Source organism: Caulobacter sp. GW821-FHT12F03, from assembly GCF_058806855.1.
In genome coordinates, this window is sequence record NZ_JBXAQC010000007.1 from 188,198 (window position 1) to 202,854 (window position 14,657).

General features: G+C 70.8%; 12 protein-coding genes. 5 read left to right on the top strand and 7 right to left on the bottom strand.

All coding sequences use genetic code 11. The features are described from left to right. Window positions 1-14 precede the first annotated feature (14 nt). Window positions 15-1,154, bottom strand: coding sequence for a pole-localized protein SpbR (spbR, locus tag AC1RN0_RS16220; RefSeq protein ID WP_492788496.1), 1,140 nt, complete (start codon window positions 1,152-1,154; stop codon window positions 15-17). Window positions 1,155-1,298: 144 nt separating this feature from the next. Here spbR and AC1RN0_RS16225 point away from each other — a divergent pair, with 144 nt between their 5' ends. Beyond that, a complete protein-coding gene (locus AC1RN0_RS16225; RefSeq protein ID WP_492788497.1) occupies window positions 1,299-3,110 on the top strand; it encodes a hybrid sensor histidine kinase/response regulator in 1,812 nt (603 codons plus the stop codon). Between the two features lie 67 nt (window positions 3,111-3,177). Further along, the gene (locus tag AC1RN0_RS16230; protein ID WP_492788498.1) at window positions 3,178-4,371 is read left to right on the top strand and encodes a CaiB/BaiF CoA transferase family protein; all 1,194 of its coding nucleotides are present in this window, start codon (window positions 3,178-3,180) and stop codon (window positions 4,369-4,371) included. Here AC1RN0_RS16230 and AC1RN0_RS16235 read toward each other — a convergent pair. Continuing rightward, window positions 4,368-5,201, bottom strand: coding sequence for a transglycosylase SLT domain-containing protein (locus AC1RN0_RS16235; protein WP_492788499.1), 834 nt, complete (start codon window positions 5,199-5,201; stop codon window positions 4,368-4,370). The two genes, AC1RN0_RS16230 and AC1RN0_RS16235, sit on opposite strands and share 4 nt — an antisense overlap. A gap of 183 nt (window positions 5,202-5,384) precedes the next feature. Between AC1RN0_RS16235 and AC1RN0_RS16240 the strand changes: the two genes are divergently transcribed. Further along, window positions 5,385-6,101: an energy transducer TonB gene (locus tag AC1RN0_RS16240; RefSeq protein ID WP_492788500.1), complete on the top strand. Its 717-nt coding sequence runs from the start codon at window positions 5,385-5,387 to the stop codon at window positions 6,099-6,101. Window positions 6,102-6,185: 84 nt separating this feature from the next. Here the strand turns inward: AC1RN0_RS16240 and AC1RN0_RS16245 are convergent, their stop codons facing one another. Together AC1RN0_RS16245 and AC1RN0_RS16250 are read right to left on the bottom strand one after the other, a co-directional pair. Then, the gene (locus AC1RN0_RS16245) at window positions 6,186-7,355 is read right to left on the bottom strand and encodes an acyl-CoA dehydrogenase family protein (RefSeq protein WP_492788501.1); all 1,170 of its coding nucleotides are present in this window, start codon (window positions 7,353-7,355) and stop codon (window positions 6,186-6,188) included. Continuing rightward, complete coding sequence (locus tag AC1RN0_RS16250) at window positions 7,352-8,329, bottom strand: NAD(P)/FAD-dependent oxidoreductase (RefSeq protein ID WP_492788502.1); 978 nt, start codon at window positions 8,327-8,329, stop codon at window positions 7,352-7,354. Before AC1RN0_RS16250 ends, AC1RN0_RS16245 begins: the two co-directional genes overlap by 4 nt. A 103-nt stretch (window positions 8,330-8,432) precedes the next feature. Between AC1RN0_RS16250 and AC1RN0_RS16255 the strand changes: the two genes are divergently transcribed. After that, a complete protein-coding gene (locus AC1RN0_RS16255) occupies window positions 8,433-8,963 on the top strand; it encodes a hemerythrin domain-containing protein (protein WP_492788503.1) in 531 nt (176 codons plus the stop codon). A gap of 3 nt (window positions 8,964-8,966) precedes the next feature. Beyond that, the gene (locus AC1RN0_RS16260) at window positions 8,967-9,482 is read left to right on the top strand and encodes a CinA family protein (protein WP_492788504.1); all 516 of its coding nucleotides are present in this window, start codon (window positions 8,967-8,969) and stop codon (window positions 9,480-9,482) included. Here the strand turns inward: AC1RN0_RS16260 and AC1RN0_RS16265 are convergent. The 3 genes from AC1RN0_RS16265 to AC1RN0_RS16275 form a co-directional block, all read right to left on the bottom strand. Beyond that, window positions 9,479-11,470, bottom strand: a complete 1,992-nt coding sequence (locus AC1RN0_RS16265) for a TonB-dependent receptor (protein ID WP_492788505.1) — start codon at window positions 11,468-11,470, stop codon at window positions 9,479-9,481. The two genes, AC1RN0_RS16260 and AC1RN0_RS16265, sit on opposite strands and share 4 nt — an antisense overlap. 7 nt (window positions 11,471-11,477) lie before the next feature. Beyond that, entirely contained in the window at window positions 11,478-13,598 is a 2,121-nt protein-coding gene (locus AC1RN0_RS16270; RefSeq protein ID WP_492788506.1) for a PQQ-dependent dehydrogenase, methanol/ethanol family, read from the bottom strand. A 72-nt stretch (window positions 13,599-13,670) separates the two neighbouring features. After that, entirely contained in the window at window positions 13,671-14,654 is a 984-nt protein-coding gene (locus AC1RN0_RS16275) for an acyltransferase family protein (protein WP_492788507.1), read from the bottom strand. Window positions 14,655-14,657 lie beyond the last annotated feature (3 nt).

The window sequence follows — 14,657 nt, forward strand, 5'->3', positions numbered from 1 at the left end:
CCGTTCGGCAAGCCTCACGCCACGTCAACGGTCCGGCGGGCCTCGCGGGAGATGCGGTCCATCTTGTCGATCAGATAGTCGACGTCGTCGCGGGCGGCGCCCTGCGGCTGGGTCAGGAACCGTTGCAGCATACGCTCCTGGAAGCGTTCGCGGTCGCGCAGGCCGCCGTCGAATTCCATCGAATGGAAGGTGTCGACGCCGGCGCGAAACGCGGCGAACAGCCGCGCCGGCAGGCCGGCCCTATCGTAGATGGCGCGCAGACCGAGCGGTCCCGCGTCGTGAATCATCAGCCAGGTGCGGTGATGCGGCACGCCCGCCAGTTCGGCGATGGCGCACTCGAAGAAGGTCATGTGGCCATGGGCCAGCGACCGCAGCAGCAGCGAGGCGGTCAGCCGCTGGACCTTGTTCAGGTGCGCGGCGAAAGCCTTGGGGTCGGCGGCGCGGCCGGCCTGGTCGACGAGATCGACGGTCGCCCGCTCGGTGGCGCCCGTGGCGATGGTCAGGGCCATCTCGGCCGAGACGCCGTGATGGTTCAGCAGATGGTCGCGGACCTGGTCGCCGACCATGGTGATCAGGCGTTCGGTCACGGAAAGCGGCAGGGCGTTGCGGTAGGCGACCGCGGCCAGCACCTGCTCCGACTTCTCGAACCGGTCGAGGGCCTTCTGCAGGATGCGTTCGGAGAAGGCGGCGTTGTCGTTGGCCACGGCGGTTTCGACGGCCGCCTCCGCGCCGTACTCGACGATCGCGCCGGTGACCTTTTCCGAAAGGCGCGGGCGCTTGGCGATCGCCACCTGGCGCACCGGACCGCCGAGCCGGACGATCTCGGCCAGGTCGTCGTCGGTGAACACCGGCGAGAAGTTCAGCATCGGCAGGGAGATCGACTCGACGTCCCGCGCCAGCTTCAGCGCCACGTCGTGCGGAATGACATCCGACGCCTTCAGCGTCACGGCCAGGGCGCGGCGGACCAGCTCCGCGGCGTCGGCGGCCATCACCCGGAGGATGTCGGCCGCGGCTTCACGCTCCTCGTCGGTCAGCGGCCCGCGATCGATGGTGCGGCACAGCTTGTGCGCGGCCACCGCCCGCTCATCGGCCGTCGCGCCCTTGAGGAGGGTGCGGAGATCCACATCCGTCAGTGCTGCGCGTGTCGTGCCCATCTCGAATCCCACCCGGCGTCATCGACGCTGGTTTGATCATGAGTTGTTAAACTTAACGAAGACTGACCGCAGATTAACTGTCTCCCTTCACTGGCCGCAAAGGTCCCGGGATTATGGTTCGCGCGCCTGAACGAGGGACCTTCGGTGGCCGCATCGCCTGACCTGACCGACCGCGCCAGCCGCGGCGGAGACTCCGTCACCCTTCAGTCGCTCGAAGCGCAGCGGGGGCTTCTGCCCTATGCGCTGGCGCTGTTCGGGGTCAGCCTGCCGATCTACGTCTGGGCCGGCAGCTTCGCGCCCAACAGCGTCTGGATGGCCGCCAGCTTCGCCGTCTTCGCGGTGAACTGGGGCGTGTTCTACGCCGTGGTGAACTGGCTGCGGACCGATGAGAGCCACGATGTCGCCCGCCGCGCCCGCGTGCATATCCTCGGCGGCCTGCTGTGGTCGGGGGCCTGCGCCCAGATCGCCGCCTTCGCCGAGGGCGCGGGACCGGCGCGCGAGGCGCTGCTGATGGTGTCCGTCGCCGGGGCCGTCGCCTGCTTCTTCTTCACCGCCCCGTCGCTGGCCGGCCTGCTGATCATCGGCCCGGCCGCCGCCGCCGCCCCGCTGATCGGCTTGTTCCGCCACCAGGACAGCCAGGCCGAGGGTGTGCTGGCCTGGGGCGCCCTGGCCCTGACCATGGCCCTGTGCCTGATCCTCAACCGCCTGCTGCGCGGCCAGTTCGCCATGGCCGCCGAGCGCGAGGCCCTGATCAGCGAACGGGCGACCTCGCTGGAGAAGGCCGAGCGGCTGGCCCGCTCGAAGTCCGACATCGTCTCGACCCTCAGCCACGAGATCCGCAACGGCCTGACCGGCGTCACCCATGTGCTGGCGGCCGCCGTCGGCCAGGGCGGGCGCGCGGCGCCCTCGCGCGAGCAGCTGGTCGCCGCGCTGGACGCCGCCCAGGACTTGGTCTCGGTGCTCAACGCGACACTGGATTCGGAAACCGCAGAGGCCGGCCGGCTGGCGCTGGAGCACGAACCCTTCGACCCCGTCCGCCTGACGCGCGACCTGGTGCTGCTCAACCGTCCGCACGCGGCCGCCAAGGGCGTGGAGCTGGCGCTGCATGTCGAGCCCGACCTGGAGCTGGCCCGGATGGGCGCCGTCGTCGGCGACCTGACGCGCACCCGCCAGGTGCTGGCGAACCTGATCGGCAACGCGGTGAAGTACACCGTCCGCGGCCGCATCGAGGCCCGCATCGAGCGCCGCGGGGACCTGATCGCCATCGCCATCGCCGACACCGGCCCGGGCCTTTCGCCCGAGGAGCTGGAGCAGGCCTATGAGCCGTTCCGCCGCGTCGAGCGGACCGGCGCCGGGATTCCGGGCGCGGGCCTCGGCCTGTCGCTGGCCAGACAGCTGGCGGGCCTTATGGGCGGGGCCCTGGCCGGCCAAAGCGCGCTGGGCGTCGGCAGCTGCTTCACCCTGGAACTGCCCTGGAGCGAGACCGCCATCGCGCGCGGCGAGGACGGCGAGGCCTTCAGCGCGCCGGCCGCGCCCGCCTACGCCGGCCGGCCGCTGCGGGTGTTGGTAGCCGAGGACGACGCCCTCAACGCCGCCATGCTGCGCGCCATTCTCGAACAGCTGGGCCACCAGGTGGTCGGGGCCAACAACGGCCGCCGGGCGCTGGAGCTGGCGCAGCTGGCCGACTTCGACCTGTTGATGCTGGATGGCCGCATGCCGCAGATGGACGGTCCGGCCACCGCCGCCGCCATCCGCGCCCTGCCCTCCGCCATCGCCCAGGTTCCGGTCATCGCCGTCATCGGCGGCGACGCCGACGAGGCGCGCGCGTGCCTCGACGCCGGCTGCGACACCGTCCTTCGCAAGCCGGTCACCGTCGCGGGGGTCGCCCGCGCCGTGGCCGACGCCGCCGCGAAGGTCCGCCAGCCCGAGATTCGTCCGGTGCGTTCCGTGGCGTGAGTCTTCCCCGGCCCCGCCGCGCCCTTCATGATGCCCGCAAAACAAGACCAAGCGGGAGGATGAGCGGTTGCTGAAGGGCCTGAGAGTCGTCGAACTGGCGAGCTACATCGCCGCCCCCGGGGCCGGCGGCATCCTCGCCGACTGGGGCGCGGAGGTGATCAAGATCGAGGCCCCGGCCGGCGATCCGATGCGCAACTTCTTCGACGGCCTGTCCGGCGACGAGCACGGCAATCCGGTGTTCGAGCTCGACAATCGCGGCAAGCGCGGCGTGGTGCTGGACATCTCGACCCCCGCCGGGCGCGAGGCGGCGATCCGGCTGGTCGCGACGGCCGACATCTTCCTGACCAACGTGCGCCCCGGCTCGCTGAAGCGGGCCGGGCTCGACTTCGATACGCTGCATGCCGAGCATCCGGCGCTGATCTACTGCAGCCTGACCGGCTACGGCCTGCGCGGTGAGGACGCGGACCGCGCCGGCATGGACGTGGCCGCCTTCTGGTCGCGTGCCGGCGTCGGCGCGATCACCGCGCCCAAGGGCGTCGATCCCTTCCCCATTCGCACGGCCATGGGCGACCACATCACCTCGCTGAGCACCGTGGCCGCCATCCTGGCGGCGGTGCACGAGCGGCACTCGACCGGCAAGGGTCGCCTGGTCGAGACCTCGCTGCTGCGCACGGGCGTCTATTCGATCGGCTCGGACATGGCGATCCAGCTGCGCTTCGGGAAGCTGGCCTCGACGCGGCCGCGGGCCCAGGCGGTGCAGCCGCTGGCCAACTTCTTCAGGACCGGCGACGGCCGCTGGATCTGCCTGCTGGTGCGGACCGGCGGCAAGGACTGGCCGCAGATCGCCGCCGCCGTGGGCCGGCCGGACCTGGTCGAGAACCCGCTGTTCGCCTCGAGCCGCGCGCGCCGCGAGAACGGCCCCGCGCTCGTCGAGATCCTCGACGCCGCCTTCGCCGCCTTCAGCTACGAGGACATGGCCGCCCGACTGGATGCGTACGACATCACCTGGGCGCCCTATCAGACCCCCGGCGAGCTGACGCGCGACCCGCAGGCCGAGGCCGCCGGCTGCTTCGTCGACACGCCGGACGGCAAGGGGGGCAGTTTCCGCTCGCCCGCCTCGCCGGCGCGGTTCGAGGGCTATGACGACACGCCGAAGTCCGGCCCGCCCTCGCTGGGGCAGCATACCGACGCGGTGCTGGCGGAGCTGGGCTATTCGGCCGACGAGATCGTCGCGCTGCGCGACAGCAAGGCCGTGGCCTAGCGGTCCTTGCTCGCGTCGGACAGGACGCGGAGCATCTCGGCCGTCAGCAGCGACGAGCCGAGCGAGCGGCCGGAGCCCCCGCCGCCGCCGCCAGGACGGTCGACGCCCTGGGAGCCGCGCAGGATGAACTCGACCAGCGCCTCCTGCTCCCGCGAGGCCTGGTCGGACCGGCGGGCGCCGGCATACTGCAGGAAGCCCTGGTCGGGCTGGACCGCGGGCGCGGCGCCGGCGTCGCCGGCTGTGCGCGTCAGGTTGTTGTAGACGTCGGCCACCGTCAGGGCGCGTCCATCGCGATAGAAGATCGAGCGGTTGGCCGCCGCGGCGTCCGGAAACAGGGCGGCGGCGGGCGCGCCGGGCGTGGTCCGGGTCGCGGTGATCAGGCGCGCCGAACCCTGGGGCCCGAGGAAGTGGGCCGCGTACAGCTCTCCGGCCGACGGCTGACGGCCGATCCGGCCGGCCAGGTAGGCGGCGTTGTCGGTGGTCATCTCGCCGACCATCAGGGACGCGGCGTGCGGGTCGAAGCGCAGGTTCATCACCGCCTTGCGGGCATCGTCGCCGGCCACGCGATAGCGGCCGTCGCTACCCCGGCTGATCAGGTCCGCGTAGCGGGCGTAGCCGTACTTGGCGCCGTGCGCCTTGAGGGTCGCCAGCCACGTCTGCTCGGTAAACTGGAACAGACCGGCCGCCGACGAGGTGGACGCCTTGGCGGCGGGGTTGTAGCCGCTCTCGCGATTGGCCGTGCGCATCAGGAACGAGAAATCGACGCCCGTCGCCTGCGACGCGCGCTGGATTGCCGCTTCAACGACTCCCCTGATTCCCTGGACCGCCATGTCGGGAGTCGTGAACCTTCATGGTTAATTGGCGGTTAACCATGGTTACCGGCCGGTCCGCATCGTCTGGCCCGAACAAACGAACGTTCGTTGATTTTGCGGGGGCGGCGGCGAAATTCATTGCCGGTTCAGAGGATCGGGGTGACGCTGCGTCAACCACAACAAGACCCAGGGAGGGTCGCCATGGTCGCTCAACAGCTGCTCCCCATTCAACCCGGGACGGAGCGCCGTCGGCGACTGTCCACCGGGACCACCATGGCCATCGGCCTGTCCGTCGCGGTGCACGCCGCCATCGGCGTCTACCTCGCCCTGGCCGCCTTCGACGTGATCCAGCCGATCTACGAGCCTGAACCCGACCGCGCAGCGCCGATCATCACCCTGCCGCACGATCCGCCCAAGCCGATCGTCAACGCGGTCAAGCCGATCGAGCCCCACCCGCAGACGGCGGTCAACATCCACGACCCGATCGCCGACATTCCCACGACGGTGACCACGCTGCCGGCCACCCCCTCGTCCGGCAACGAAACGGTCGTCGGACCGATCACAACCCTAGACCCCGGCCCGCTGACCAACACGACCGGGCTCGCCGTCACCGATCCGCCGGTCGTCAGCCACCCCGACTGGGTCCGCAAGCCGAGCGCCGACCAGATGGCCCGGGTGTTCCCCGAACGGGCCCAGCGCATGGGCGTGGCGGGCAAGGCCACCCTGGCCTGCATCGTCGCCGCCAACGGCACGGTCGGCGGCTGCCAGGTGATCAGCGAGGATCCGTCAGACTTCGCCTTCGGCAAGGCGGCGCTCAAGCTGGCCCCCTACTTCCGCATGAAGCCGCAGATGGTCGACGGCCGCGCCCAGGACGGCGCGGTGGTCAAGATTCCGGTGCGCTTCGACCTGCCGGAGTAGGCTGAGCGGGGACATGCACCTCAGTGCGTGTCCCCCTCACCTTGCAGCGGCAGGGGACACGGACCTTCGGTACATGGCCCCGGGTCAGTAGCTCTTCGGCAGCCCCAGCACCTTCTCGGCGACGAAGTTGAGGATCATCTCGCGGCTCACTGGAGCGATGCGGGCGATCATCGATTCGCGGAAGTAGCGCTCGACGTCATACTCCTTGGCGTAGCCCATGCCGCCGTGGGCCAACAGCGAGGCCTCGCAGGCGCGGAAGCCGGCCTCGGCGCCGAGGTATTTGGCGCCGTTGGCCTCGGCCCCGCAGTCGCGGCCGGCGTCGTAGAGGGCGGCGGCCTTGAAGGCCAGCAGGTCGGCGGCCTCCAGCTCGACCCAGGCCTTGGCCAGCGGATGCTGGACGCCCTGGTTCTGGCCGATCGGACGGCCGAAGACGACGCGCTCGTTGGCGTAGGTCGCCGCCTTGGCCAGGGCCGCGCGGCCCAGGCCGACGGCCTCGGCGCCGAACAGCACCCGCTCGGGGTTCAGGCCGCTGATCAGGTACTGGAAGCCCTTGCCTTCCTCGCCGATCAGGTCCTCGGCCGGGACCCGCAGGTCCTCGATGAAGAGCATGTTACATTCGACGGCCTTGCGACCCATCTTCGGGATCGGCCTGGCGTCGATCTTCGTCCGGTCAAAGTCGGTGTAGAACAGGGAAAGCCCCTGCATCGGCTTCGCCGTCTGATCCTTGGGCGTCGTGCGGGCGATGATCAGGATCTTGTTGGCGCGCTGCGCCATCGTGGTCCAGATCTTCCGGCCATTGATGACGTAGCCGTCGCCGGTCTTCTCGGCGCGGGTCTCCAGATTGGCCGTGTCGAGGCCGGAGTTGGGCTCGGTCACCGCGAAGCAGGCCTTGTCCTCGCCGGCGATGATGCGCGGCAGGTGGCGGGCCTTCTGCTCGGCCGTGCCGAACTTCACCACCGGCATCAGGCCGAAGATGTTCAGGTGGATGGCGCTGGCGCCGGTGAAGCCCGCCCCGGACTGGGTCACGGTCTGCATGACATGGGCCGCCTCGGTCAGACCCAGGCCCGCGCCGCCGTATTCCTCCGGCATGGCGATGCCCAGCCAGCCGCCGTCGGCCATCGCCCGGGCGAACGCTTCCGGGAACTCGCCGGTCTCGTCCGTGCGACGCCAGTATTCGTCGTCGAAGTCGGCGCAGATCCGGCCCACCGCCTCGCGGATGGCCTGCTGTTCTTCGGTCGGCCAGAAGCTGCTCATGCGCCCTCTCTGATGGTGTCGAACCGGCGCGGGTCGAGCCGCGCGGCGTAGGGTCCGGGATCGTCGCCCGCGACATAGGCCGCGATGGTTCGGGCGACAAGCGGGGCCAGCAGCCAGCCGTTGCGTCGCGCCCCGACGGCCAGCAGCGTCCCGGGACGGGCGCTCCAGCCGACCATCGGCAGCCCGTCCGGCGTGCCCGCGCGAACGCCGACATCGGCCCGGGCGCGCAGGCCCTCCAGACCCGGATACAGACGCGCGCCGCGCGCCCGCAGACCCGCGACCTGCTCCGGATCGATGCGGCGGTCGTCGACCCCGGCCTCCATCGTCGCGCCGAGCAGGGCGCCGGCGGGGTCCGGACAGAGATAGACGCCGTCGCCGCGCACCACCGGCCCCTCGGCCGGTCCGCCCGCCAGCCGCAGGATATGGCCCTTGATCGGCGTCAGGCGGGCAAGCTCCGGGGCCAGGCCCGCGCCGCCGGAGCCGGTGGCCAGCACCGTCAGCCCGGCCTCGCCCTCGCTGACGGCGCGTGCGTCGAAACGGACGCCTGCCTGCTCACACAGGACATAGAGCCGGGTCATCGTTGCGCCGGCGTCGAGCCGCCAGTCTTCCGTCGTCAGCGGTCCGTCCGCCGTGTCCCGCCAGTCCACGCCGAGCGTGTCGAGCCGGGCGCGGATCGCGTCCGTCCGCTCGCCCCGATAGACCGCGCCGGACCGGTCGATGGGCGTTGCCGCGAACGTCGGCCAGAGGTCCCGCGCCGCGCGAAGGAAGGTCAATTCGTCGTCGCCCTGTGGATCGAGGAGGGACTCGAACACCGGGGCCAGCATCCCGGCGGCCACGCCCGAGGCGTTGTCGCCCACGGGCGCCGGGTCGCAGACCGTGACGCGACGGCCCGCGCGCGCCAGCTCAAGCGCGATGCACAGCCCGAGCGCCCCCGCCCCCGCCACCGTCACGCTCGCGCCCGTTCCCGTCGTCATGGCCCCAAACAACGATCCGCGGGCGTCACGTCAAGGGTTGCGGTCAGGAACCCTCGAGCGGCCCCGAGAATTGATCCAGCACAGGTCCGCTGGAGTAGTCGCCATGGCCATGCCCGAGTCCCGGAAAGGCAAGCTTGCCGCCTCCCTTCCTGACGGAACGTCCAGGCCGGACGCCATCCGGTTGCTTGAGACCGATCACCGGGACATCGCCGCGTGGTTCGCCGACTACGGGAACACGGACAGCCTGACGCGGAAGGCCCAGTTGGCCGGGAAGCTCTGTCTCGCGATACGGGTTCACACCCAGGTTGAAGAGGAGATCTTCTATCCCGCCGGACGCGCGGCCCTGACGTCGACCCAGGAGTCGCTGGTTGAGGACGCCGTCGGCGAACATGCCGCCGCAAGGAATTTGATCTCGGAGATTGAGCGGATGCAGGTCGGCGAGCCGCTGTTCGACGCTCGCGTCCGCATGCTGCAGCAGGTCTTCCTGCGCCATGCCGCCGAAGAGGAACAGGCGTTCTTCTCCGCCTGCCTGCGAACCGACATGGACATGGAGGTTCTCGGAGCCCGGCTTGCGGCGCGGAAGGTCGAACTGATGCGCAAGCTCTCCCGCCCCGGCGGCCCGGCGGTGATGTAGGCCGTGGCCGCCGTCGAAACCCTGGCGCCGTCACTGCCGGACCGGATCGATCGTCTGGCTCTGTCTGTGCTGAAAGCGGCCTGCTCGGCGCAGTTGAAGCTGGCGACGGCGGAAAGCTGCACAGGCGGGCTACTCGCCTCCCTCCTGACGGATATTCCGGGATGCTCTCACGCGTTCGAGCGAGGCTTCGTCGTTTATACCGACGAGGCCAAGGCCGAGGCGCTGGGCGTTCGCCCTGCCTTGCTTGAGCGGGAGGGCGCGGTGTCAGAAGCCGTGGCCCGCGCGATGGCTGAAGGTGCGCTCGCCCGCTCGCACGCTGATGTGGTCGTGGCGATCACAGGCTACGCGGAAAGCCCCGAAGGGTGTGAAGGCCAGCCCGGCCTGGTGCATTTTGCCTGCGCCCGACATGGGGCGCCGACCCTGCACCGGCGCGAGGTCTATGGCGACGTCGGCCGGAGCGAGGTGCGCCTGCGGTGCCTTGAGACCAGCCTCGAACTTCTGGCGCGACAGATTGGCTAGGGCCGCCAGATCAGGCCCACCCTGACCGTTCGCGGACTGTCGAAGCTCTCGACTCCGTCGGCCGTCTGTCCGGTCTCGACCCGGGCGTCGGCGAGGTTGTCGATGGCGGCGTAGACGCCGAGGGTCGGCGCGACCCGCCAGTCGGCCCGCAGGTCCGCCGACAGCGCCGGGGACAGCCGCCGCTGGTTGAGATCGTCCTCGAACCGCTCGCCCTCATAGCGGACAGTCAGGCGCGCCGTGACTCGGTCCGCCGGTCGCCAGACGGCCTGCCCGCTGGCCGAGAGCCGCGGCGTCTGGGCCGGGCGCAGGCCGGTCAGCTGCGGCGCGGCCGTTCCGCCGTCGACCTCGGCGCGGGTCCACGCGCCGGACAGGGTCCAGGCCAGAGTCGGGGTCAGGTCGCCGCTTGCGTCAGCCTCGAGGCCGAAGGCGTCGACATCACCGGCGTTCTGGCGCTGGCGCAGCACGCCCCCGGCGGGAATGAAGCCCGCGACCGGGAAGGTCCCCGGACCAAAGCCGATGGTTACATTGGTCACCGCGCCTTCGAGGCGATTGGCGAACAGGGTGGCGTTCCAGCGCACCGCGCCGTCACCGCCGACGCCGACTTCGACGCCGTAGAGCTTTTCGGGTTCGAGGCCGGCGTTGGCCTCGGTCACGTCGTTGCCGACGCGGAACGGCCGGTGCAGCTCGTTGAGCGTCGGCGGCCGGAAGCCGGCGTAGGCGGCCGTGCGCAGATAGCCGGCGTCCAGATCGCGGCGGATGGCGGCGCGGGCGGTCGGCTGCCAGCCGTCCTGGTCCGGCGGCGTCAGCGCCAGCGTCGGCAGGCCGGTGGCCAGGTCGCGCTCATCCCGCTTGCCGTTGATGCTGGCCCAGCGGTCGAGGCGCACGCCGCCGGTCAGCAGCCAGTCGCCCGACTGGCGCCAGCTCTCGGCGTAGAGGCCGGCCACATACTGCGCCCCGCCGGCGACGCGGCCGCGGGTGAAGGCCCCGCCGAGGAAGCGGAAATGCTCTCGGGTCTCGCCGTCGGCGTAGCGGACGTCGGCGCCGACCTCCCAGCCGCCGTCCGGCGTCGTATGGCGAAGAGCCGCGTTCACCCCGGCGCCAAGCGCGGGCGTGCCGAACTGGTCGTTGGCGGGCGTGGTGAAGGCGCGGCCTGCGCCGATCGCCACCGAGCTGTTCTCGAAGTCGGAGCGCCGGACCCAGGCCTGCAGCCGCCAGTCATTACCGATGCCGGGCGAAGCGCCCGTCAGGGTCGCGGAGGCCGACACCCCCGTCGAACGCGACGCCGCGCCGGCAAGACCGCTCTGGCGCTCTTCCCGGTAGCCGGCGAGACGCAGCGCCAGATGACCGGCTCCAATCTGCGGCGCGTAGCGCAGGGCCAGGCTGGAGGCCTCGTAGGCCAGCGGCTGGTCCGCCGCGCCCGCGCCCTTGCGAACGGGAATCCAGCCGTCTGTGCGCTGGGTCGACGCCACGGCCAGCAGGTCGCCGGCGGCCAGGGCGACCTGCGCCCCGGCGTCGCCGCGTTCGCCGCCCCAGAACTCGTAGTCGCCATGGGGGGAGACGCGCGTGCGTTCGGCCAGCTGGATGGTTCCGGTCAGGGCGCCGGCGCCATAGGGCCCGGCCCCGGCGCCGCGAACCACCAGCGCGCCCTCGATGTCGGCCGGGGGCAGGCCGGACCACAGCACCCAGCCGCCGAACGGGTCGCCTTGCGGCACGCCGTCCAGCGTGACCAGCGCGCGGCCGGCTCCCGAGCCGGCGATGGCCCGGACGGTGATCCCCTGAGTCGTCGGATTGGCGGCGGCGCTGGAGGTGCGCCGGAACAGCTGTACGCCGGGCGTGAGGGTCAGGGCCTCGTCGACCCGCGGCGCGGTGGCGATCGCCTCCGCCCCGACCGTGACCACCGAGAAGGCGGCGTCGGTCGGAGCCGGAGGAAGGCGGGCCGCCTCAACAACAACGGTGTCGACGGTGGGCGGCGGCTCCGCAGCGATCATGCGTCCCCTACTTCCCGGCCGGAGCGGCGGCCAGGCGGGCCTTCTGGGCCGTGGCCAGGGAGAGGATGTACTGGCGCACTTCCTCGGCCTTGGCCGGCGTGATGTAGCGGCCGAAGGAGACCATGCCGTTGGCTTCCCGGTCGCCGTCGATGACCACGCCCTTGAACGCCGCCGCGTCGGTGATCACCGGCGAGTAGCGCAGGTCGGGGATCGAGAAGTCCGACACCGCGCTGGCCCCGTGACAGACGGAGCAGTAGCTGGCGAAGGTCGACTTGCCGGCGGCGATCTGGGTCGGCGTGCCGGTCACCGGCGGCAAGGCCGGGAAGGCCTTGGTCGAGACCGGACGGGGCGGCAGAACGCCCTTGCCGCCGACCTTGAACACCAGCAGGCGACGCACGCCTTCGGAGCGCGGGTCGGCTCCGGCGCCGATCGAGACGGCGAAGCCGCCGCCCCAGCCGGCCATGATGGCCACATACTGCTCGCCGTCGATCTCGTAGGTCATGGGCGGTGCGACGATCCCGGTCTGGGCGTCGAACGACCAGACCTTCTTGCCGGTGGCCGCGTCATAGGCCGCGAACTCGCCCGTGGCCGAGCCCTGGAAGACCAGGCCGCCGGCCGTGGCCAGAAGGCCGCCGTTCCACGGCCCGCTGTGCGGAACGCTCCACTTTTCCGTCTGGGTGATCGGATCCCAGGCGATCAGGCGGCCCTTGAGGCTGGCGCGGATGGCCTTGATGCCCGCCGCGTCGTCCGGCATGGCGGCGATCAGGCTGTCGACGCCGATGTTCCAGACGCCCGGCTGATAGCGGAAGTTGGCGTTGGCGCCGCCGGGCTGCATGTAGGGGAACGGGATTTCCTGGGCCGGGATGTAGACCAGGCCGGTCTTCGGGCTGAAGGCCATCGGCATCCAGTTGTGGCCGCCCAGCGGGCCGGGCATGGCCAGCGACGGACCGGAGCCATAGCGGGCGTTGGGCGTCTCGACCGGACGGCCGGTAGCCGGATCGACGCCGGTCGCCCAGGTCTGCGGCACATAGTTCTTCGCCGAGATCAGCTTTCCGTTGGTGCGGTCGAGCACGTAGAAGAAGCCGTTCTTCGGCGCCTGCATCAACGCCTTCACCGGCTTCCCGGCGATGGTCAGGTCGGCCAGGATGATGTGCTGCGTGGCCGTGTAGTCCCAGCTCTCGCCCGGGGTCGTCTGGTAGTGCCAGACGTACTTGCCGGTGTCCGGCTTGAGGGCCACGATCGAGGACAGGAACAGGTTGTCGCCGCCGCCGGGCGAACGGATGTCGCGGTTCCACGGCGAGCCGTTGCCGACGCCGATGTACAGCAGGTCGAGGTCGGGGTCGTAGGCCATCGAATCCCAGACCGTGCCGCCGCCGCCGACCTTCCAGAACTCACCGTTCCAGGTCGGGCGGGCGATCTTCATCGCGTCGTCGGAGGCCGCGCCGTCCGTCGCCTGCTCGCCGGGCACCGTGTAGAAGCGCCACAGCAGCTTGCCGTCCTTGGCGTCGTAGGCCGAGAGATAGCCGCGCACCCCGAGTTCGGCGCCGCCGTTGCCGATCAGCACCTTGCCCTTGATGACGCGCGGCGCGCCGGTGATCGTGTAGGGCTTGGTCTGGTCGACGGTGACCACGGACCACTGGACCTTGCCGGTCTTCGCATCCAGCGAGATCAGCCGGCCGTCGAGCGCGCCGACATAGACCCGGCCCTGCCACAGGGCGACGCCGCGGTTGACCGCGTCGCAGCAGGCCTTCACGTCCGTCTTGCGCGGCACCTGCGGGTCATATTCCCAGATGAGCTTGCCGGTCTTCGCGTCAAAGGCGCGGACCACCGACCAGGACGAGGTGGTGTACATCACGCCGTCGGCGACCAGCGGGGTCGCCTCGACGCCGCGGTTCTCCGGCAGGTCGAACGACCAGGCCAGGCCGAGCTGGCCGACCGTGTTCACATTGACCTTGTCGAGCGGGCTGAAGCGTTGTTCGCCGTAGGTCCGGCCGTGGGTGACCCACTCGCCCGGGTGGCTGTCCGCGGCGGCGATGCGCTTGCCGTCGATATCCGCCGTCGTCCTGCCGCAGCCGGCCAGCATGGCCATGGCCGCCAGCGTCACCGCCAGAGCGCTGATCCGCTTCATCTTCCCGAGCTCCCGAGTCAAACCGCGTCTGTCGCGCGGTATTGGCAGGCAGTATGCGGAGCCTACCCTGCGTCAGGCAAGCCGTCGCCGCAGGGCTTTCAGCATCGGTTGCTCAAGGAAACGCCAGCAGATCAGGCCGGAGACAACCGCCACGATCATCGCCAGGGGGATGAACACCGGCGGGTTCCAGGCGCCGATGGTCATGGCCAGGGCGCCGATGGTCAGGGTGTGGACCAGGTAAATCGAGTAGGAGGCGTCGCCCAGGGTGCGCAGGCCGGGGACCGGCTTCCAGCCGCCGTCGGCCTCGATGCTGACCGCCCCGGCCACCAGCATCGCCGCCGGCGCGCCCCAGACCATCGGCCGCCACAGGTCCCAATCCATATTGAGCATCTGGATGGTCACGAACAGCCCGATCCCCGCCCCGAACAACAGCCAGCCGAGCGACCGGTCCGGCAGCAGCTGGAGCTGGGCCATGCGGCCGAGCCAGACCCCAGCGAGGAACTCCAGGAACAGCGGATTGAGCAGCATCTGGTAGGCCGGCGGCCAGGCGAACCCGGCCAGGGCCAGCACCAGCAGGGCGACCGTCAGGGCGAACATCCGTCGCGCCGGCGGCAGCCAGAGCAGGGCCCCGAAGGCCAGGTAGAACACCGCTTCATAGTTCAGCGTCCAGCCCGGCGCGAGCAGCGGAAACGGCTGCCCCGACGGATTCATGTGCTGGACGAAGGCCATCGACAGCAGGATGTGGCCGGGCGTCACCGCCAGGTCGGGGAACCGCGCCGGAAACAACAGCACGCCGGCCGCCAGCGCCAGGGTGATCACCCAGTACAGCGGGGCGACGCGGACCAGACGCCGCTTCAGGAAATCGAGCGGCCGGACCGGCGCGCCGCTGGTCGCGGTCCACATGACGAACCCGCTGATGACGAAGAACACGTCGACGCCGGCCTGGCCGGTGGCAAAGTTGATCTGCGACCACTGGCAGGCATGGAACAGCGCCACCGACAGCGCCGCGAAGCCCCGCAGATGCTGGATCGACAGCCATGTGCGATGGCTGTCCATGCC